The following is a 20,565-nucleotide window of genomic DNA, read 5'->3' on the forward strand; positions in this document are numbered from 1 at the left end:
ACAGCGAAGAGAAAGCCTCGCATTTCAGCGCGGGGAGACAATCAAGAGCGCTGTGCAGACCCGCGCACGTTTACCACAGGGCGGGCGTATCCAAAGAGCAATATCCGCAGGGTCGAACCACCGCGTATGAGTAGGGGAACGCTTGCGACGTTCGAGGATTCGCTCGAACGGCTGGACGTCGAGTGGACGTACACCGACGTCGACGGACTCGACGCGACACTTCGGGATGTCTGCAGTGACCCGACGATCGGGACGTCGCTCGGGGACCAGAACGTCGCGCTCCCGGAGTGGATCGAAACGGATCCGACGACCGACGATCTCCGCGCGGCCCGGACGGGAGTCACCGTCGCAGGCATCGGGATCGCCGACTACGGCAGCGTCGTGTTGCCGATGACTGACCGGGGGTCGGAGCCGGCCAGTCTCTTCGTCGACCGGCACGTGGCCGTTCTCGACCGCTCGGACGTCGTTGAGGGGATGCCGGAGGCGTTCGCGTGGCTCGGCGAGACGATTCGCAACGACGACGCCACGGGGTCGGCGATCGTCGCGACGGGGCCGAGCGCGACCGCCGATATGGGCGCGCTCGTGCGCGGAGCCCACGGGCCGAAAACCGTCCACGTGGTGATGCTCGATGAGTAAAGCACGGAAGGCGAAGGCAGCGGAGATCCGCCGGCTTCTGACCACTGAGGGCGAGGCCGTCGCAGGCAATACACAGGGGTTCAACCAAGGCCGGTACGACTCGGTGGAATCGCTCGACGACTACAGCGGCCTCAAAGACCGCGCCCGGGAGATCAAGGAGGACGCGATCGACCGCCTGCCGTCGCTGATCGAGGAGTTGCGCGAGAGTGTCGAGGACAACGGCGGCACGCTCTACCTCGCCGACGACGAGGCGGACGCGAACCGGTACATCCGCGAGGTCTGCGCAGAACAGGACGCAGATCGGGTCGTGAAGTCGAAGTCGATGACCTCCGAGGAGATCGAGGTCAACGAGGCGCTGGCGGAAGATGGCCTCGACGTCGTCGAGACGGATCTCGGCGAGTGGGTGCTACAACTGGCCGACGAGGCACCGTCACACATTGTCGCGCCCGCCATCCACAAATCCCGGGAAGGGATCGCCGAGTTGTTCGCCGCGGAGTTCGATCCGGCGGACCCTCCGGAGACGGCGGAGGAACTCACAATGTTCGCCCGGGAGCAACTTGGCGAACTGATCGAGGACGCCGACGTGGGAATGACGGGCGCGAACTTCGTCACCGCCGATACCGGCACGATGGCGCTCGTCACGAGCGAGGGCAACGCGCGGAAGACGATCGCTGCGACGGACACACAGATCGCGGTCGCCGGCGTCGAGAAGGTCATCCCGACCGTCGAGGACCTCCAGCCGTTCGTCGAACTCATCGGCCGATCGGGCACGGGGCAGGACATCACCTCCTACATCTCCATCCTGACGCCGCCGGTTGACTCGCCGACAATCGACTTCGACGACGGCGCGGCAGCAGTCCCCGGGGGGAGCGACGACCGGGAGTTCCACCTGGTGTTGATCGACAACGGACGGATGGCGATGCGCGAGGACGAGGACCTCCGCGAGACGCTGTACTGCATCCGGTGTTCGGCCTGCTCGAACGTCTGCGCCAACTTCCAGCAGGTGGGCGGCCACGCCTTCGGCGGGGAGACCTACTCCGGCGGTATCGCTACCGGCTGGGAGGCCGGGATCGAGGGACTCGACACGGCCGGCGAGTTCAACGATCTCTGCACCGGCTGCTCGCGCTGTGTCGACGCCTGCCCGGTGAAGATCGATATCCCGTGGATCAACACAGTCGTCCGCGACCGGATCAACCCCGATGTCGGCCTCGCGCTCGACGCCGTCGAGGGGCTCACACCTGACGCCGAACCCGGCGGCGTCGACCTCCAGAAGCGGCTGTTCGGCAACTTCGAGACGCTCGCGCGACTCGGGAGCGCGACCGCGCCGCTCTCGAACTGGCTCGCCGACGCCGGCCCAGTCCGGGCGGCGATGGAACGCTTCCTCGGCGTCGACAGCCGCCGGGACCTCCCGACCTTCGAGCGGGAGACCTTCCGCGCGTGGTTCCGGGCGCGCGACTCGACCGTTTCCGATCCGGTGCGGCGTGTCGTGCTCTACCCCGACGTGTACACGAATCACGTACAGGTCGAACGCGGGAAGGCCGCCGTCCGAACGCTCGAAGCGCTGAACGTCGACGTCGTGGTCCCCGACGTCGGCGCCTCGGGGCGGGCGCCGCTCTCACAAGGAATGGTCGCCACCGCCGAGTCGAAGGCCAGAGAGGCCTTCGCGGATCTGGACCCGTATCTCGAGGCCGACCGCGACGTGGTCGTGATCGAACCCTCCGATCTGGCGATGTTCCAGCGGGAGTACGAGCGCCTGCTCCCGAGGGAGAACTACGAGCGACTCGCCGGAAACTCGTATGAGGTTGTGGAGTACGTCTACGGCCTGCTCGAAGCCGATGGCGAGCTATCGGCACTATCCGCCCCTGAATCGGCCGACGGCGCCGACGGCGGCGAGAGAGTCGCGTATCACAGCCACTGTCAGCAGCGCACGCTCGGCCTGGAACGCCACACCGAGGCGGTTCTCGATCGCCTGGGGTACGACGTGGTCACCTCAGATGCCGAGTGCTGCGGGATGGCCGGCTCGTTCGGGTACAAATCCGAGTACTACGACCTGAGCGTGGCCGTCGGCGAGGATTTAGCCGAGGGGTTCCGATCCGACGTCGCCCGCGATCGGACCGTCGTCGCCTCCGGGACCTCCTGTCTGGAGCAACTGGATTCGCTCCTCGATCGGCCGTCGACGCACCCGATCGAACTGATCGCGCCCGACGGCTGACCGCGCCCGACGGCTGTGCTACCGTACTTTCAATCGAACATTCCCGTCGACATATACCGCTCGCCGCTGTCCCAGAACACTGTGATGACCAGCGGCGGGTCATCGCTCGTGCCGGCCGCGTCGTCGCCCGCTGCTTCGCTTTCTCCCTGCGCGTCGCTCTCGCCGAGCCCATCGATGACGTAGCCAGGCTCGGACTCGGCGGCTGCGTCGGGGTCAGCGATCCGCTCGGCGACGCGCTTTGCGGCGAGGTTCGAGGCACCGGAGGACTGCCCGACGAGGATCCCCTCCTCGCGGGCGAGTCGGCGGCACTCCGCCTCGGCCGCGTCGATGGTGACCGTCTCGACGTCGTCGATCAGATCCGTGTCGAGGTTCGGGCTCACGAACCCCGGGCCCATCCCCTGGAAGTCGTCGATCCCGGGCTCGCCGCCGGAGAGGACCGCGTTGTCCGCGGGCTCGACGGCCACGATATCCATCTCCGGAAACTCCTCGCGGAGCCGTCGGCCGATCCCGGTGATCGTCCCCCCGGTGCCGACGCCCGCCACGAGCGCGTCGACGGTCCGATCGCCGATCCCTTCGAGGATCTCCGGCCCGGTCGTCAGGTAGTGCGCCTCGGGGTTTGCGGGGTTCTCGAACTGCCGGAGCTGCACCATTCCTTCCTTTTCCTCAAGTTCGTCCGCCCGGTCTTTCGCCGCCGAGATGTCGCCGTCGACGAGTTCGATGTCGGCGCCGTAGGCGTTCATTATCTCGCGCCGTTCGGGCGACTTCGAGCCCGGCATCACGACCGTGAGGTCGTAGCCCTTCGCCGCAGCGACGACCGCGAGGCCGATCCCGGTGTTCCCGCTCGTCGGTTCGACGAGGGCATCGTCCGGTGAAATTTCTCCATCCCGCTCGGCGCGCTCGACCATCGCGAGCGCCGGCCGATCCTTCGCGGAACCGCCGGGATTCTTCGATTCGATCTTCGCCGCCACCGTCGCCCCTGCCGGGGAGTCGACGCGGACCAGCGGCGACCCGATGGCTTCCAACACGTTCGCGTGCATCGTCCGACTCTTCGACGGAGGGACACAAGACGGTGACGACGGCGGCGACGCTCCACTGTCCCCGCCACCGCGGCTCCCCGACCGACCGCACCGCGAGCTTTACGCCCGCGGGCGTCGTACCTGCTGGATATGTCAGAAGCAGACAGCGAAGGCGACGCGACGGGCGGGCGACTCGAAACGATGCGACCGAACCCCGCGTGGGACGCTGAGTCCTACGAAGATGCCGTCGAGGCACTGAGCGAGGACGGACTCGTCTTCCGCGTGTGGGGCGGCGACTGGTGCGGCGACTGCCGCGGCCAGCTGCCTGATTTCGGCGCCGCACTCGACGCAGCGGACGTTCCTGACGAGCGCGTCCACCACTATCCTGTCGAGAAGGAAGACGACGGCAGCAAGACCGGCCCGCTCGTCGACGAATACGACATCGAACTGATTCCGACCGTCGTCGTCGAACGCGACGGTGAGGAGGTTGCCCGGTACGTCGAGGACGAACGGGTACCGATCGCGGTCTACCTCGCGGAACGACTGTAAACGTAACCGCGGAACGACTGTAAACACAATCGCGGAACGACTGTAAACACAATCGCGGAACGACTGTAAACGTAACCGGTCGGTCGGGGGCGACACTCCCGCTGCGGGTGCAGTGAAGTTTCGATCGTCGGCGAGCGTCAGTTAAATTGCCGTTTCACCTTTCAACTGATTAACAACCGCCGGCGACGAACTCACGGGTGGCGATGTCCACCGCTGAAACGACCGGTTCCCCGGAGACCCTCCGCGGACTGGGCCGTCGACTTCTCGGCGCACCGGTCCGTGTACAGACGTACAAGAACCTCCTCTATCTCCTCCTCGCGTTCCCACTCGGTATCGCGTACTTCGTCGGCCTTCTGACGGGCGGGACCATCGGCGTCGGACTCCTGCTCACCTGGGTCGGTCTGCCGATCTTGCTGGGGACGCTGGCGGCCGCGGCCGCCGTCGCCGGCTTCGAGGCCCACCTCGCGCGACGGCTCGTCGGTGTCGAGGCCGCGGTCCCCGCGTTCCTTCGCGATCTCGACGTTCGGGAGGGAATCGCATTGCCCGGAGACGGCTTCCTCGCAGCCGTCAAACGGCTCGTGACCGCGCCCTCGACGTGGACGGCCGTGGTTCTCCTCCTCGCGAAATTCGTGTTCGGCATCGTCTCGTTCGTCGCCGTCGTCACGAGTGCGTCCGTCAGCGCCGCGCTGCTTGCGGCGCCGTTCGTCTACGACGCCCCGGCGGGAACGATCAGTTTCCTCGGCAGTGCACCGAGCGGTGCGTACACGGTGGGTTCCTGGGTAGTGACGACCCTCCCCCAGGCGCTCGCCGTCGCTGCCGCCGGCGTCGTGTTCCTGTTCGTCGCGCTGAATCTCCTGAACGCTCTGGCTCGCTTCCACGCGCTCTATACGGCGAAACTCCTGCGCGTCGGGAATAGGCCCTGAGAGCGGTATTTGTCGCACCTGCCGGCACCTTCCCTTTCGCGATCAGTCCGCCGCACCAGGTTCGTCGGCGGAGCGGCCGAACCACGCAAGCGCCTCCGACAGCGAGTGCGCCGGCGGCGAGCAGGCACGACCCTCACAGGCGTACACAGTGGATTCACCGTCACGCGCCTCCCGTCCCTTCCAGATCGGTGGCGCCTCGTCCAGGTCGAGCGCGTCGAGCCATCCGTCGAGTGCGTCGTCCGTCGCTGGGCGCGGAGAGATCACGACGCCAGGGAGGTACGTCGACGCGAGCGACTCGCGGAACGAGGCCGGAACCCCGACGGCCGCCTCGGGGGCTTCCACGTCGGATCCGCCGGCCGCTCCTTCGCCGGAGCCATCGGCCTCTCCGTCGTTCGCGATGACGATTTCCGACCCGCCGCCGGCGCGTTTGTCCGCCGCGAGTGCCAACGAGACGTGTTCGAGCGGGCGCCCGCGGATCCGGTCGGCGTGGGTATCGAGGACGGATCCGGCGATCTCCGCGAACTCCTCGTCGGGGGCGAACGCGTCGAGATCGAGAAGCAACGACGCCGCAACCCCTGCACTCGATGGCGTCGATTGGTCAGTCAGTTCCTGCGGCCGCGTTACGAGCGTCTCGCCGTCTGCTGCGGTGAGATACAGCGTTTCCGCGTCGTCGTCGTAGAACGCCTCGACGACGACACGCACCAGATCGAGCGCGAACTTCAGGTGTGAGACGTCGCCGGTCGTCTGATACAACTCGAAGGCACCGCGGGCCAGGAAGGCGTAGTCGTCGAGGTAGCCCTCGCCCTTCACGTCGCCGTCTTTGTAGCGCCTGGCGAGTCGCTCGCCGTCCCAGAGGTGTTCGCGGACGAAGGCGAGCGCATCTTCCGCAAGCTCGGTGTAGGTGTCGTCGCCGAGCACCAGCCCGCCGCGGGCGAGGCTGCCGATCGCGAGGCCGTTCCACGACGTGAGGATTTTCTCGTCGCGCGCGGGTCTTATGCGCGACTCGCGGGCCTCGAACAGCGCGCTCCGCGCTTTGGCGAGGGAGTCTACGACTTCCGATTCGGAAAGATCGTGCCGTTCCGCCAGATCCGGGATCGACGCGGCGATCGTGAGGACTGTTTTCCCCTCGAAGTTACCCGTCTCGGTCACGCCGAACCGCTCGCGTGCGAGTTCGGCCGTGCGTTCGTCGTCGATCGCGGCGTCGATCGCTTCCGGCGTCCAGACGTAGAATTTCCCCTCCTCGCCGTCGCTCTGGGCGTCGAAGGTGCTGAAGAAGCCGCCCTCAGCGTGCCGGAATTCCCGCTGGAGGAAGTCGAACGTCTCGCGGGCGACCGTCGCGTAGGTCTCCTCGCCGGTGAGTTGGTACGCCGAGAGGTACACCCGCGGGAGTTCGGCGTTGTCGTACAGCATCTTCTCGAAGTGCGGCACCGTCCACTCCCGGTCGGTGGCGTAGCGGTGGAAGCCGCCGCCGACGTGGTCGTACATCCCGCCGCCGGCCATCGCATCGAGCGTCGTCGTCGCCGCCGACAGCGCGTCTTCGCTTCCGGTCTTCGCGTGCGAGCGGAGCAGCGCTTCTACCCGCCCCGGTTGGGGGAACTTCGGGCCGCCGGAGCCGAACCCGCCGTACTCCCTGTCGGTCGCCCGGAGTGCGGACGTCGCGACCGCGCCGAGTGTGTCGGCGTCCGCTGCCTCGCTGCCGCCACCTGTTCCGGGCCCCCCTGCGCCCGCACCGGGGCTCTCTTGGGAATCCGCTCCGCTCGACGGCGTCGTCTCCAGTTCGTCGCGGAGCGCGTCGGTCCACTGCTCGGCGCGGTTTTCGATCTCCTCGCGGTCTGTCTCCCACGACGAGGCGAACGACCGGCAGATGTCGAGAAAGCCGGGGACGTTCCCCCGCTGCGGATCCTCGGTCTTCGGGAAGTACGTACCGACGTAGAAGGGCTTGCCCTCGGGCGTGAGCCACACCGACAGCGGCCACCCGCCGCCGCCGGTGACGAGTTGACAGATCGTCTGGTACACGCTATCGAGGTCGGGCCGCTCCTCGCGGTCGACCTTGACCGGCACGAAGGAATCGTTGAGAACTGCCGCGACGTCCTCGTCCTCGAAGCTCTCGTCGGCCATCACGTGACACCAGTGGCAGGCAGAGTAGCCGATCGAGAGGAAGATCGGTCGGTCTGTCGCCTGCGCGGCAGTCAGCGCCGCCTCGTCCCACGGCTGCCAGTTCACCGGGTTGTCGGCGTGCTGCCGGAGGTACGGGCTCTCCTCCCCGTCGAGTCGGTTCCGCGAAAGGGGATCGTCCATACCGCCCGTACGTCGCCCGCGCGGAAAAAGCGGTTGACCCCGGCGATCGATTCCCGGTGGCAGAAACGGCCCATTCCGGCGTTCGACTCCCGGTGGCTGAAACGGTCCATCCCGGCGATCGACTCCCGGTGGCTGAGACGAGGACAATGCACGATGATGCGCACTTCGCGGCCGCAGAAGAGCAACCTTTACGCCGGCGTGCCCACGTCCTCCGGATATGTCCACCACGGAGACGGTGCTTCTCGTCGGCGGCGGCGGACGCGAGCACGCGATCGCCCGCGCGCTGACGGACAATTCGGCGTGTGAACTGTACGCGTGTGCGAGCAACCGCAACCCCGGGATCGCGGCGCTCGCCGCGGGCTTCGAGACCATCGAGGAGACGGCCGTCGAGGCGGTCGTCGGCTACGCCGAGGAGGTCGACGCCGATCTCGCCATCGTCGGTCCGGAGGCGGCTCTGGAAGTCGGCGTCGCGGACGCGCTCAACGAGGCGGGCGTCTACACGTTCGGCCCCGGCGCGGAGGCCGCCCGCATCGAGACGGACAAGGCGTTCCAGCGGGAGTTTATGCAGTCGGAGTCGATCCCCGGCTGTCCGGACTTTGCCGTCTTCGACGAGATGGCGGCCGCCTGCGACTACATCGACGAGTACGACGGCGACCTCGCGGTCAAGCCCGCCGGCCTCACGGGCGGGAAGGGCGTGAAAGTCATCGGCGATCAGGTGACTGCGGCGGAGGCAAAGGAGTATCTCCGCGAGAACGACTACGACCGGGTCGTCTTAGAGGAACGGCTCGTCGGTGAGGAGTTCACCGTCCAGGCGTTCGTCGCCAACGGCGAGGTCCGCACGACGCCCGCGGTCCAGGATCACAAGCGCGCCTACGAGGGCGACCAGGGGCCGAACACCGGGGGGATGGGCAGTTACAGCGACGCCAGTCCCGAACTGCCGTTTATGACCCCGGCCGATTACGCCGACGCGGTCGACATTCTGGAGGCGACCGTCGACGCCCTGCCGGAGTACAAGGGCGTCCTCTACGGTCAGTTTATGCTCACGGCCGACGGCCCGAAGGTCGTCGAGTTCAACGCCCGCTTCGGCGACCCCGAGGCGATGAACACCCTGCCGGTGCTCGAAACGTCGTTCCTCGACGTCCTGACCGCCGCCCGCGACGGTGAGTCGCTGCCGGAGCTTGACTTCGCCGCACAGGCTACCGTCTGCAAGTACGCCGTTCCCGACGGCTACCCTACGGACCCCGAAAGCGGTGCAAAGATCACCGTCGACGAGGAGAGCGCCGGCGACGCGCTCTTGTTCTACGCGAGCGTCGACGAGCGCGAGGACGGCCTCTACACCACGACCTCGCGCTCATTTGCCGTCGTGGGCGTGGCCGACTCGATCGCGGCCGCAGAAGAGCAAGCCGAAGACGCGCTCGCGGCCGCCGGCGACGGGCTCCGCGTCCGCCACGACGTCGGGAAGGCGGACCTGGTCCAGCGGCGGATCGACCATATGAACGAACTCCGCGGTGACTGACGGCTTCCCGGCCAGGTCCGCGGCAGCCGAAGACGAGCGAACCTTTTGGTGCCCGGCGGCTTAGGGACGGTCGTGAGCGACGACGACGGTAGAGACGACGGCGCAGGCGGCGAACCCGGAGCCGAGACTCCAGACGGACCGGCCGATACAGACGGGTTCGATGACGAGGAGCCCAGACACGACCGCCTGACGCACTATCAGACACCCGACGTAGCAAACTCTCTGCGCAACTGGACTGATGCGAAGCCGGTGTGGCGCGTCGTTCTCAACTACCTCCTGGTGTGGGTCGCGCGGATCGCTCCCTCGCTCCGGGTTCGCAGTTGGGCGCTCCGACGACTGGGGGTGACTGTCGGCGAGGGCGTCTCGTGGGGGCTCGAGGCGACCCCGGACGTGTTCTGGCCGGAACTGATCACGCTCGGCGACGGGGTCGTCGTCGGCTACGATTCGGTGATTCTCTGCCACGAGTTCCTGCAGGACGAGTACCGGACCGGCGAGGTCGTCGTCGGCGACGGCGCGATGATCGGCGCGAAAGCGGTGTTGCTGCCGGGCGTCCGGATCGGCGACGGCGCGGAGGTGGCAGCGAACTCACTCGTGACCCGCGACGTTCCCCCGAACACCACCGTCGCCGGCGTCCCAGCGCGGCCGATGGGCAGTGATGCGGACGGGGACGACGAGGCAGACGACTCTGATGCCTGATTACTCGCGGACCCGGACGACGGCGACCTCTGACTACTCGCGAATCCGAACGACGCCGTCCTCGAAGACCACGCTGTTGGGGACGATGAACTCCTCGCCGTCGTTTTCGACGTGAGTCACGAACAGGTTCACCTCCTGGACGATTCCCCGCGTCTCGCCGATGCGGACCTCGTCACCGATCGTAAAAGGCTGGTTCAACAGGAGATACGATCCCGCGGCGCCCGATTTCAACAGATCTGAGAGGGCAATAGCGGTCAGGAAGACCACCGCAAAGAGGTACGCAGCAAGCAGAACGAGAAGCGCGAGGGTCGCGACGCCGAGCTGTGACAGTGCAATGAGCACCGCCACGTAGAACACGGTGAACTTTGCGAGCCGCGGAAAGACGCCGATCTGGGCGATCTTGATCCCGGTGAGCCATTCGCCGACGATGAGCTGAACCTTATCGCCGACGACGATGCCGACGATGAGGATCACGATCGCGAAGAACAACTGCGGCAGGAACTCGATTGCTCGCCCCCAGAAGCTGCCTGCGACGGCGATGTTGGCGACCGACAGCACCGCCAAGAAGGTGACGCCGAGGATGAAAAACCGGACCAAGGTTCCGAGTACCTCGACTGTCGACGTGTCGAACTCGCGGGCCGTCCGCTCGAAGGCCGTCCCCTCGATCGCTTCGGGAACACCGAGGCGGACCAACACCCGTTTCGTGAAGGCGCCAAGTACGATCGCCAGCAGAATGCCGACGACCACGACGAGCAGCGTCGCCCAGATCCGCCGGGGCAGCGCCGAGAAGATGTCGACGAACGGCGAGGGATCCAACTGCAGCGGGGCGTCCACGGCTGCGTCCACGCCGCTGGCCTCAGGCGGGGCGAACTCACTCCGAGTCATCAGTACTCCTCCGGATCGATCTCCAGGATGATCTCGCCGCTCTTGAACGCCCGGACGAGGCCGTCAGATTCGGAGAGCACGATCGCCGTCGCGTTCGTGTCGCGGGTAATCGCCGCGCCGGCCATGTGCCGCGCGCCGAGGCCCTTGGGGATGTCGACGCCCTCGGCACCGGGTTCGAGGTAGCGGTACGCGCTCACAATCTTGCCGGAATCGGAGATCACGAACGCGCCGTCCAGCCGCGAGAACTCCTTGAGCATCACGTTCACGATCGGATCGCCCACGTGGACGTGGGACTTCTCGAAGGGGTTGTACGACAGCGGCCGGGACTTGTTCATCACCTTCCCGGCGTCGCCGACGACAAACAGCGCGCCGACGGGCTTGCCCTTCTGGCCCTTTTTGCCGAGTTCGATCGCCACCTCGAAGACGTCCCGGATGACGCTGGGGTCCGCCCGGGAGTTCGAAAAGAGGTCGTAGATGCCCGACTGCATCGACTCGTCGACCCGAACGCGGACGACGCTGTCGGGATCGCCGTCGAATATCCGGACGCTACAGACGATGACGTGGCCCTCCTCGACGAGTCCGCGCTCGAACGCGCCCTCGATGCCGAACTTGATCCGGTCTCTGACGTTGTCGAACTCCAGGGGGAGTTCGACGTACGTCTCGGCGTCGACGGCGTTCTCCGGGGCGACGACGACCGTCTCGGCGTCGAGATCGGCGTCAGCGAACCGCTGGTAGTGGGAACTGCTCGGCGAGAACAGAAACACGCCGTCTACGTCCGACACGACATCTCCCAGGAGGTCCGATAACGCCGACATTACTAGCGGTACTCGCCGGGTGCTGTAAAGCGTTTGGGAGTCGTCACACGGCCGTCAGACGGACGATTCTCGGTCGAGAGAGTCGCAGAGTCAGTACGACTTCGCGAAGTACGCCGTCTCGGCGGCGGCGTCGTCGCAGATCGCACACGCCTCGCCGTCGTGGATCTCGGCGTCGGGGTCGTCCAGCGGCACCATCACGATCTCGGCGGCGATCTGGTCTTTGATCTCGCCCTCGCAGGCCTCGTCGCCGCACCACGGCGCCTTGACGTAGCCGCCGTGCTGGCCGATCGTCCCCAGGATCTCCGCGCGGCTGTCTGCCTCGCGGACGTTCTCCGCGAGGTTCTCCTCGGCGGCGGCGTACAGTTTCGCGTAGATCTCGTCGAGATTCGACTGGACGGTGTCGGCGATGTCGTTGCGGTCAGCTTCGGTCGACTCGCCGTCCGGCCGGTGGACGAGCGTGACCGACCCCTCCTCGGCCTCGTTGGGACCGATCTCGATCCGCAGCGGGACGCCCTTCAGCTCCCACTCGTTGAACTTGAATCCGGGGTTGCGCTCGTCGCGGTCGTCGAATTCGACGCGGATACCCGCCTCCTCGAGGTCGTCGGCGATGTCCGCAGAGTATTCGAGGACCTCGTCTTTGGTATCGGCCTGCCAGATCGGGACCACGACGACCTGCTCGGGCGCGATCGCGGGCGGCACCACGAGCCCCTGATCGTCCGAGTGCGTCATAATCAGCGCACCCAGCGCCCGCCAGGAGAGCCCCCACGAGGTCGTGTGCGCCATCTGGGTCTCCTCGTCCTCGTCGGTGTAGGTGATGTCGAACGCCTCCGCGAAGGACGTGCCGAGGTAGTGGGAGGTCGCCCCCTGGACGGATTTGCCGTCGGGCATCAGCGCCTCGACGGTCGTCGTCGTGTCCGCGCCGGGGAACTTGTCGTGTTCGGGCTTGGCACCGCGGAGCACCGGCATCGCGAGCAGGTCCTCGTAGGTCGCCTCGTACTGGTCGAGTCGGCGGGTCGTCTCCGCCCACGCGTCCTCGCGGGTGGCGTGTGCGGTGTGGCCCTCCTGCCAGAGGAACTCCTTCGTGCGGAAGAACGGCTTGGTCTCGGTCGCTTCCCAGCGGACCACAGAGGCCCACTGATTGACCCGCAGCGGGAGGTCGCGGTGACTGCGAACCCACTGGGAGATATAGGGGGTGATGATCGACTCGGAGGTGGGACGGACGGCGAGTCGCTCTTCCAGTTCTTGATTGCCCGCGCGTTCGACCCACGCGACCTCGGGATCGAACCCCTCGACGATGTCCTTCTCGCGTTCGAGGTAGCTCTCCGGGATGAAAAGCGGGAAGTAGGCGTTCTGCACGCCTGTCTCCTTGAACAGGCCGTCGAGGTGCGCCTGCACCCGCTCCCACAGTTCGTACGCCCGCGGCCGTGTGACGATGAAGCCGCTCATCCCCTCGGGCGCGTAGTTCGCCAGCCCGGCCTTCTGGACTACCTCGGCGTACCACTCCCCGGTGTTGTACTCTTTGGACTCGGTGATGCCGAGTTCCTGGTCGTCGCTCATTACCTCTTTCGAGCCCCACGGCGGCCTTAAATCTCCTGAACCGCCCGCCGCGGCCGAAGAGCGGATTGGGGTCCGGCCGGCGATCACTCCAGATCCGCCGGATCGACCGCGAAGGGGCTCTCGGCCTCCTGCCAGGACCACCCGGGGAGCCTGGTCTGGAACCCCGCCGCCAGCGCGGCGTCGAGATCGTCGGCGCCGGCGCCACCAGCCGAATTGGTCGTGACGTCCGCGTAGTGGAACGTCGCCTGCGCGAGGAGCGACAGCGGCGCGCCGCCCGCGATGGTGGCTGCGAGTTCCCGTCCCAGCATCTCGTCGACGACGAACCCGGGATAGTCGTCGCTGACGTCCAGTTCGCGGAGTAATCCGACGTAGGCGGCGGCGTTGACAGCGACGTCGCCCGCAGCGAACACGGTTGCGACCTCCTCGTGGTATCCCGCCTCGGACACGGCGTCGACGTCCGTCTCGAAAACCTCCCCGAGTCGCCGCCGGGTCTCGTTGATCAGCGGGACGACCGTCCCGGCGCGCTCGCGGACCCACTTTGCCTCCGACTCGACGCGTTCCGGCGTGACGTTCATACGCACCCGGAAGCAGCGAAGGGGTTTTGGCTTTGCGAAGGCTTTTATATGCCGGCGGATATAACCCGAAGCAAGCGGGTTCTCCCTCTCTCCGCGCAGATGTCGCAGACGACAGTCGCACAGGACGCGGGGCGTTTCGCTGACGCATCCCCGTCCGACGTCACACCGAGGAAGGGACACCCGATCCAACGGCCGTCCCCGAGGACTCCGACGGGCCGCTCTCAGTTATGAATTCAGTCGACACTCAACTCGAGGAATTGAAACGCGAAGTCACGGCGGAACTACCGGCCGACGTCTCGGTGACAGATGTCACCTACGAGGGCCCGGAACTGGTCATCTACACCCGGGACCCGCGGCGGTTCGCCGAAAACGGCGATCTGGTCCGTGAGTTGGCGGGAAAGTTCCGGAAACGAATCTCTGTCCGTCCTGACCCGACGGCGTTGACGCCGCCGGAACAGGCCCGCTCACGGATCCGTGAGATCATCTCCGACGACGCCGGCGTCACCCACCTCGATTTCTACGAAGACACCGGCGAGGTCGTCATCGAAGCCGAAAAGCCCGGCGTAGTGATCGGGCACAGCGGCGCGACGCTCCGGGAGATCACCCGCGAGGTCGGGTGGACGCCGGACGTCGTCCGGACGCCGCCGATCGAATCCTCGACCGTCGAGAACGTCCGGAACTTCCTCAGACAGGAACGCGAAGAGCGCCGTGAGATCCTCGAGCGGGTCGGCCGCGGGATCCACCGCGAGGGGCTCGCAGACGAGGAGTGGGTCCGGATCTCGATGCTCGGCGGGTGTCGCGAGGTCGGCCGATCGGCGTTTATCATCTCGACGGCGGAGACGCGAATCCTCGTCGACTGCGGCATCAAGAAGGGAAGAGAGGAGCGGCCGTACCTACAGATTCCGGAAGCGCTCGGTGCGGGGGCGAACTCGATCGATGCCGTCGTGCTCACGCACGCACATCTGGATCACTCCGCGCTCGTCCCGCTGCTCTTCGACGAGGGCTACGACGGGCCGGTGTACACGACAGAACCGACGCGGGATCTGATGGGACTGCTCCAGTTGGATTACCTCGAGCAGGCGAGCGAGGACAGGGTGCCGCCGTACGGCCCCGAAATGGTCCGCGAGGCGATCAAGCACACGATCACGCTGGACTACGGCAACGTCACGGACATCGCGCCCGACATCAAGCTCACGCTGCACAACGCCGGCCACGTGCTTGGGTCGGCGATCGCGCACTTCCACATCGGCGACGGCCTCTACAACGTCGCGTTCTCCGGCGACATCCGGTATACGGACTCGCGGCTGCTCGACGGCGCAGTGAACGACTTCCCGCGGGTGGAAACGCTCGTGATGGAGTCGACCTACGGCGGCCGCAACGACTACCAGACGGACGGGGAAGACGCCGAACGGAAACTCGCTGACCTCGTGACCGAAACCTACGAGCGGGGCGGCACAGTCGTCATCCCGACGCCCGCAGTCGGCCGGTCGCAGGAACTGATGCTCGCGCTCGCGGAGGCGATGCGGACGGACGAAATCCCGACGATGCCGATCCACCTCGACGGGATGATCTGGGAGGCGACAGCGATCCACACCACCTATCCGGAGTATCTCCGCGACGACCTGCGGGACCGCCTCCTCGACACCGAGGACAATCCATTCCTCGCAGAGGCGTTCACCAGTATCGAGGGCGACGACGAACGGGCGGCGGCCGCAGACGGGGAGCCGAGCATCGTGCTCGCTCCCTCCGGGATGGTCACCGGCGGACCAGTGTTGTCGTGGCTCCGGCAGGTCGGCCCCGATCCGGACTCCCGGCTGATCTTCGTCGGCTACCAGCCGAAAGACACGCCCGGCCGCCGGATTCAGAACGGCGCCGAGGAGGTCACGATCGACCGGGGCAGTACCGGCGGACGCCAGGAAACGGTCTCGCTGGGACTGGAAGTCGACACGGTCGACGGCTTCTCGGGGCACGCGGACCGCCAGGGCCTGGAGAACTTCGTGACGACGATGAACCCCCGCCCGGAGAAGGTCCTGTGTGTCCACGGCGAAGAAAGCGCCGTCCAGGACCTCTCTTCGGGGCTGTATCACGATCACAACCTCCGGACCTTCACGCCGAAGAATCTCGAAACGTTCCGGTTCCGGTAGGCAGTCATCCGTATTTGCACCTCTGCGAAGACGAAAGAATCCAGTACGGTGACCGTTCAGTAGAGAGAGCGTCTACCGCATCGAACTCTTCCCCGACAGCTATTGGTAATGGGGTCGATATCAGAGTATGCACGTACGCGGACAGCTCTACTTGGCGGGGATTATCGGTGCCTCGATCTCCTATATCTTCAACGTATTAGCCTTCACTGGCGAATTCGACGTAATCAGATGGAGTGTGTTCATAGCGCTCTTTCTCGTCGTCTTCGTCGGCTTCGAGAAACTCATTGCTTGGGCCGATTCGCCAAAGTCCGACTAACCTACGCGAAAGAGCGATTCGACGGTTGATTCGGTGAGTTTTGTCGAATACACTACTGCGGCTCGTCCAAGACAGACGAGATTGGGTTCAGAACGGGCCCAACCGCAAAGCACTCAAATCCCCCCGAAGCATAGATATCGATGCCGATTGTGAAATCGGCACAAAGGGAAGGAGAAGGCAGTTCAGTGGCACCCCTCCTCCCCCTGTACCATTCATTGCTACTTGTCGTCAACACAATAAAACCACCATTTCGAGCGGAAACTCAGCGCGGATTGTACCCCGAACGGAGCGTCATTACCGTCATTAGCAACGCCAGAGACACGTGGGATCGGCGGTTTCACACAGTTCGCACGAAGTTCTCCGGGCTGATTCGGATGCGCCATAGACCGTAATGTGAGTTCCTGCTCACTCTTTCGGGGGGTCAGAAAAGTACCGATCACAGGTTGTATCCGATCGACCGAAGCACCGGTTCGAACGACCGTATCAAGGCTGAGAACTGCGTCGCGGGACTTAATTTGGGGTATCTCGAACCGGGGTGTATGTGCGGTCGTCCCTCGTTCGCCGTTCGCCTCCTCGTCGCGGTCGTACTCGTGACGTCTGCCGCCGGCGCCGCGGCCGTGCCGGCCGAAGCGCAGACGACCGCGGACTCGTCCGGGGATTCGACGTCCACGACCGACGAGCGGCGCTGTTTCCCCTCCGGTGGCCACCATCTCTCGATCGGGGACGGCAATCCCCACATCAACGTGACCGTCCACACCTCGCTTTTCACCTCGCCGGCCCCGCCGAGCGCGCTCGGCCTGTCCGCCAGCGGGGTCGCGCTCGATTCCGACATCGTCGCGCTCCGGACGGGCGTGCTATTGGACGAGACTCCCGACGAGGTGTCGACGGCTGCGGTCTGGGACTCGTTCGTGATACTCTTCGATTACCGTCTGTCGCTGCCGATGTTCGCCGGCGCGACCGGCGGTTCGACGTACGAACCGACCAACGGGCCCGTCTCGGGCGTGGAGACCCGCCAGTGTTGAATCCGGCACCGTTCGATGGACGACTCCGCGGAACTACGCTCGGGATGGGAACTCACGACGCGAACGGTTTTATCGCCGCACGTCGTCAGTAGTCCCACTGTGGTCGAGTCACGATACACACACGTCAGCATCGTTGCGAATGACCTCGAAGAGTCGACGGAGTTCTACGAGTCGGTGTTCGGACTTGAGCGGATTCCGGCCCCGGCGTTCCACGAGCGGATACAGTGGCTGAAGTGTGGCGATCTCCAACTCCACCTCGTCGAGCGCGACGGCGATCCCCCCGCGTTCAACCACCACGCGCTCCACGTCGACGACTTCGAGACGGTCTATCAGTCGATTCGCGATCACGGGTCCGCTGAGGTGGAGCCACTCCCCCAGATCGAACCCGGGTTCGTCGACGGTGAACCGCCGGTCTACGTGCTCCCCTCGGGGGAGATCCAGTTCTACATTCGGGACCCAGCGGGGAACCTCGTCGAGGTGAACGCACCCGATGCCGACGCCCTCGACGAGTCGATCGTGCCGAATCTGATCGACCGCACCGACATCGACTGGCCCGACGGGGACGAGGAGCCGGCACCGATCTATATGGACGAGTGAGACGCCAATCGTAGGACTCGCTGCCGACTGACTACGCCTCGTCGTTCGACAGCGTGTCTGCAGGATCGACGACTGATTCGCCGACCTCGTCGACGCCGACCCTGTCACAGAGATCGTAGAGCGGACACGCTTCCGGCCCGTCGAGACAGGCCGGCTTGCGGGCCGTGCAGTACTCGCGGCCAAACTGGATCATCGCCGTGTGGCCGAAGCCGCACTTTTCTCCCGGGACGTCGGCTTCCAGATGCTCCCGAACCGTCTCGTGGTCGGCGTCGGCGGGCGCAAAGCCCATCCGGCGGGCGATGCGGTGGACGTGCGTGTCGACGGGGAAGACGCCGTCGCGCCCGCCGGCGAAGAGAAGCACGCAGTCGGCGGTCTTCGGGCCGACGCCGTGGATGTCCAAGAGCGCCTCCCGCACGTCGCCCGGCGGTTCCTCCCTGACGAACCGATCGAACCCGACCGCGCCGCCGTACTCCTCGCAGATCCGCTGGGCCGCGCCGATGATCATCTCCGACTTCTGGTTGTACAGGCCCGCCGAGGAGATGGTCTCCGCCAACACCGACTGCTCGGCGTCGGCGAGGGCGGCCGCCAGATCGTGTCCGGCGGCAGCGTCCTGCTCGGGGTCGCCCGTAGCGCTCCCCCCGCCCTTCATCCCGTACCGCTGCATCAGGGCGTCGTGGGCGGGCTGGCTCGCGACGTCGCTCGTGTTCTGTGAGAGGATCGTCCGCACCAGCGACTCGAAGGCGTCCTTGCCGCCGTAGGTCTTCTGCCAGTACAACTCGCCCAGTTCGTCGACGACAGCCTCCGCACGTGTGCCAGCGTCCCCGACGCCGAACGCCGCTGCCGCGGCGTCGTCGCCGCTGATGTTCTCCTGCGGTTCCTCGGCCATAGACGCCGTTTGTGGGGGAGCGACAAAAGCCGTCGGGCCGTAAGTCGGACGCGGGACGTCGGGCCGTAAGTCGGACGCGCGGATGTCGCCAGAGCGCCTACGCCATTCAACCGTCTGCGGGTTCGACCGCCAGTTCGACGCGGAGATCCGCACCCGCTGCGAGGGCGTCGACGAGGTCGCGGTCCAGATCGGCCGCGGCCGCGTCGGCGTCGACGAGGATCGTGCGATCGTCCACGTAGTCGCTCGTCCGACCGACGTGGCTGCGTTCGTTCTCGAAAGAGAGCCCCGGATGTCCACGGCCGACGATCGTGGCTGTGTGCGTGTCACCCTCGTCGGTCGTCGCCGTCAGAGTAGCTCGGATCGTCGCGTCGCGGTTGCGGCAGGCGTCGACGAACGCGTCCGCAAAAGCCGCGGGAGCCCGATCGGCTTCGACGGCGAGGATACAGTCGCCCGCGGGCGTGAGCCAGTCGTCGGTCGTGATCTCGAAGGTGCTCCCGTGTTCTGCGGAGACGTTCTCGTGGCCTCGTGCGTGCACGACTTCTCGCATCTCCCCGGGTGGACTGTCTTCCATATCCCCGGTTGGACGGCGGCGCGGTAAGTCTCGCTCGGTCCGAAGAGCCGTCGACCGTGGGTGTCACCCTCACACTTCTTTATATACCCTCTCCCGAACACTGGGAATCCCTCACACGCCACAGTCACGCGATGTGTGAGCGGTTTTCAGGCGATCGATTCACCGGCAAGTTTATATACGGTAGTGGTCAATGTGTAGTCACCAGAACGCCTCCGGCGTTCCGGCGGCACAGCACGCAGAATGATCGGGAATTCTTATCCACGGTTGACAGCGATCGAAGAGCGGCCGCCACGGTCCGGAGCGGTGATGGTATCGAGGATTGATTACGTATGGTGACACAAGAAGAAGTACTTCAAGAGTACGACGTACAGGAACTCAAAGACACGGATAACATCGAGCTTACCGACGACAAGCTCGAGAACGGCTCGAAAGGCCAGCTCATCAAGATCGCCGGACAGCTCCGGGATCGACGAAACGAGCTGAACCAGATGGCCTCCGAGCGCGCCTCCAAGCGCGACGACCTCAACGCGAAGACCCGTGAGAAAGTCGACGAGGCCCAAGAGCACCGCGAGAAGCGCGACGAGCTCAACGAGCAGGTCCAAGAGCACAAAGAAAAGCGGAACGAGCTCAACGCGAAGGCCAACGAACTCTTCGACAAGGTCGAGGAGATGAAAGAGGACCTCGAGCTCGACGACGGCAAAGACATCGAGGAGCTCGAAGAGGAGATCGAGCAGCTCGAGTTCCGCCAGCAGACCGAGGTGCTCTCCACGGAGGACGAGCGCGAACTCATCGAGAAGATCGAGGACAAACGCGACGAACTCCGCGAGAAGAAGGAGAAAGTCGAGGACAGCGGTGAACTCGAAGCGCTCATCGAGGAGGCAGAAGAGGTCCGCTCGGAAGCCTCACAGCACCACCAGAAGGTGACGGAGCTCGCCGACGAGGCCCAGGAACATCACAACCAGATGATCGAGGCCTACCGCGAGGCCGACGATATCCGCGACGAGGCCGACGAGATGCACGAGCTGTTCGTCGAGGCCCAGGAGGCCGCCGACCAGCACCACGAGGACTTCGTCCGCGTCCAAAAGCGCCTTCGCGAACTCGACAAACAGGAAGAGCAGGAGCGCGAAGACGAACGCGAAGAGGAGCGCGAGGCCGCCAAAGAGGAGGCCGAGGAGATCTACCAGAAGTTCAAGGAAGGCGAGACTCTCGACACCGAGGACCTGATGAAGCTCCAGAAGACGGGGCTGCTGTAGACGCCGGAGATCCACGGATTCGTCCGGACCGTTTTTCGCTTTTTGTCGATCGACGAGCCTCGGCGCTGTCGATACGAGCGGTCCCAACCACGAAGGTT

The 20,565-nt window shown here is 65.6% G+C and carries 19 protein-coding genes; 11 read left to right on the forward strand and 8 right to left on the reverse strand.

What is annotated here, in order from left to right; translation table 11 throughout:
* The first annotated feature begins 126 nt into the window (after positions 1-126).
* Positions 127-636: an LUD domain-containing protein gene (locus RJT37_RS13555; RefSeq protein ID WP_313685257.1), complete on the forward strand. Its 510-nt coding sequence runs from the start codon at positions 127-129 to the stop codon at positions 634-636.
* Positions 629-2,848, forward strand: a complete 2,220-nt coding sequence (locus RJT37_RS13560) for an LUD domain-containing protein (protein WP_313685258.1) — start codon at positions 629-631, stop codon at positions 2,846-2,848. Before RJT37_RS13555 ends, RJT37_RS13560 begins: the two co-directional genes overlap by 8 nt.
* Before the next feature lie 29 nt (positions 2,849-2,877).
* On the opposite strand, the gene RJT37_RS13565 is transcribed toward RJT37_RS13560, so the two are convergent.
* Complete coding sequence (locus RJT37_RS13565; protein ID WP_313685260.1) at positions 2,878-3,885, reverse strand: PLP-dependent cysteine synthase family protein; 1,008 nt, start codon at positions 3,883-3,885, stop codon at positions 2,878-2,880.
* Between the two features lie 129 nt (positions 3,886-4,014).
* Between RJT37_RS13565 and RJT37_RS13570 the strand changes: the two genes are divergently transcribed.
* On the forward strand, positions 4,015-4,413 hold the full coding sequence (locus RJT37_RS13570) for a thioredoxin family protein (RefSeq protein WP_313685262.1): 399 nt from the start codon (positions 4,015-4,017) through the stop codon (positions 4,411-4,413).
* A gap of 203 nt (positions 4,414-4,616) precedes the next feature.
* A complete protein-coding gene (locus RJT37_RS13575; RefSeq protein WP_313685264.1) occupies positions 4,617-5,336 on the forward strand; it encodes a sensor domain-containing protein in 720 nt (239 codons plus the stop codon).
* A 42-nt stretch (positions 5,337-5,378) separates the two neighbouring features.
* On the opposite strand, the gene RJT37_RS13580 is transcribed toward RJT37_RS13575, so the two are convergent.
* Entirely contained in the window at positions 5,379-7,634 is a 2,256-nt protein-coding gene (locus RJT37_RS13580) for a thioredoxin domain-containing protein (RefSeq protein WP_313685265.1), read from the reverse strand.
* A 217-nt stretch (positions 7,635-7,851) separates the two neighbouring features.
* Here RJT37_RS13580 and purD point away from each other — a divergent pair, with 217 nt between their 5' ends.
* Both purD and RJT37_RS13590 read left to right on the forward strand, forming a co-directional pair.
* Entirely contained in the window at positions 7,852-9,150 is a 1,299-nt protein-coding gene (purD, locus tag RJT37_RS13585; protein ID WP_313685267.1) for a phosphoribosylamine--glycine ligase, read from the forward strand.
* Positions 9,151-9,336: 186 nt separating this feature from the next.
* Entirely contained in the window at positions 9,337-9,846 is a 510-nt protein-coding gene (locus RJT37_RS13590) for an acyltransferase (protein WP_313689973.1), read from the forward strand.
* Positions 9,847-9,879: 33 nt separating this feature from the next.
* On the opposite strand, the gene RJT37_RS13595 is transcribed toward RJT37_RS13590, so the two are convergent.
* From RJT37_RS13595 to RJT37_RS13610, 4 genes are all read right to left on the reverse strand, one after another.
* Positions 9,880-10,731 (reverse strand): mechanosensitive ion channel domain-containing protein, encoded by an 852-nt coding sequence (locus tag RJT37_RS13595; RefSeq protein ID WP_313685269.1) that lies wholly within the window; start codon positions 10,729-10,731, stop codon positions 9,880-9,882.
* Positions 10,731-11,546, reverse strand: coding sequence for a diadenylate cyclase (dacZ, locus tag RJT37_RS13600; RefSeq protein ID WP_313685271.1), 816 nt, complete (start codon positions 11,544-11,546; stop codon positions 10,731-10,733). The genes RJT37_RS13595 and dacZ overlap by 1 nt, the downstream gene beginning before the upstream one ends.
* Before the next feature lie 90 nt (positions 11,547-11,636).
* On the reverse strand, positions 11,637-13,103 hold the full coding sequence (proS, locus tag RJT37_RS13605; RefSeq protein ID WP_313685273.1) for a proline--tRNA ligase: 1,467 nt from the start codon (positions 13,101-13,103) through the stop codon (positions 11,637-11,639).
* A gap of 83 nt (positions 13,104-13,186) precedes the next feature.
* A complete protein-coding gene (locus tag RJT37_RS13610) occupies positions 13,187-13,678 on the reverse strand; it encodes a DUF7984 family protein (RefSeq protein ID WP_313685274.1) in 492 nt (163 codons plus the stop codon).
* 227 nt (positions 13,679-13,905) lie between these two features.
* On the opposite strand from RJT37_RS13610, the gene RJT37_RS13615 reads away from it, so the two are divergent.
* The 4 genes from RJT37_RS13615 (at position 13,906) to RJT37_RS13630 (ending at position 17,757) form a co-directional block, all read left to right on the forward strand.
* Positions 13,906-15,822 (forward strand): beta-CASP ribonuclease aCPSF1, encoded by a 1,917-nt coding sequence (locus tag RJT37_RS13615; protein ID WP_313685275.1) that lies wholly within the window; start codon positions 13,906-13,908, stop codon positions 15,820-15,822.
* Between the two features lie 127 nt (positions 15,823-15,949).
* Positions 15,950-16,138 carry a hypothetical protein gene (locus RJT37_RS13620; protein WP_313685276.1) on the forward strand — a complete coding sequence of 63 codons (189 nt, stop codon included), beginning with the start codon at positions 15,950-15,952 and terminating at the stop codon, positions 16,136-16,138.
* Between the two features lie 539 nt (positions 16,139-16,677).
* Positions 16,678-17,160 carry a DUF7332 family protein gene (locus RJT37_RS13625; protein ID WP_313685278.1) on the forward strand — a complete coding sequence of 161 codons (483 nt, stop codon included), beginning with the start codon at positions 16,678-16,680 and terminating at the stop codon, positions 17,158-17,160.
* 99 nt (positions 17,161-17,259) lie between these two features.
* Positions 17,260-17,757, forward strand: coding sequence for a VOC family protein (locus RJT37_RS13630; RefSeq protein ID WP_313685280.1), 498 nt, complete (start codon positions 17,260-17,262; stop codon positions 17,755-17,757).
* Positions 17,758-17,788: 31 nt separating this feature from the next.
* Here RJT37_RS13630 and RJT37_RS13635 read toward each other — a convergent pair whose 3' ends face one another.
* The gene (locus tag RJT37_RS13635; protein ID WP_313685282.1) at positions 17,789-18,643 is read right to left on the reverse strand and encodes an endonuclease III domain-containing protein; all 855 of its coding nucleotides are present in this window, start codon (positions 18,641-18,643) and stop codon (positions 17,789-17,791) included.
* A 106-nt stretch (positions 18,644-18,749) separates the two neighbouring features.
* Positions 18,750-19,190 carry a DUF371 domain-containing protein gene (locus RJT37_RS13640; RefSeq protein WP_345785395.1) on the reverse strand — a complete coding sequence of 147 codons (441 nt, stop codon included), beginning with the start codon at positions 19,188-19,190 and terminating at the stop codon, positions 18,750-18,752.
* A gap of 353 nt (positions 19,191-19,543) precedes the next feature.
* On the opposite strand from RJT37_RS13640, the gene RJT37_RS13645 reads away from it, so the two are divergent.
* Entirely contained in the window at positions 19,544-20,467 is a 924-nt protein-coding gene (locus RJT37_RS13645) for a coiled-coil protein (protein WP_313685286.1), read from the forward strand.
* Positions 20,468-20,565: the final 98 nt, after the last annotated feature.

This window comes from Halobellus marinus, from assembly GCF_032113415.1.
Lineage (GTDB): Archaea > Halobacteriota > Halobacteria > Halobacteriales > Haloferacaceae > Haloquadratum > Haloquadratum marinus.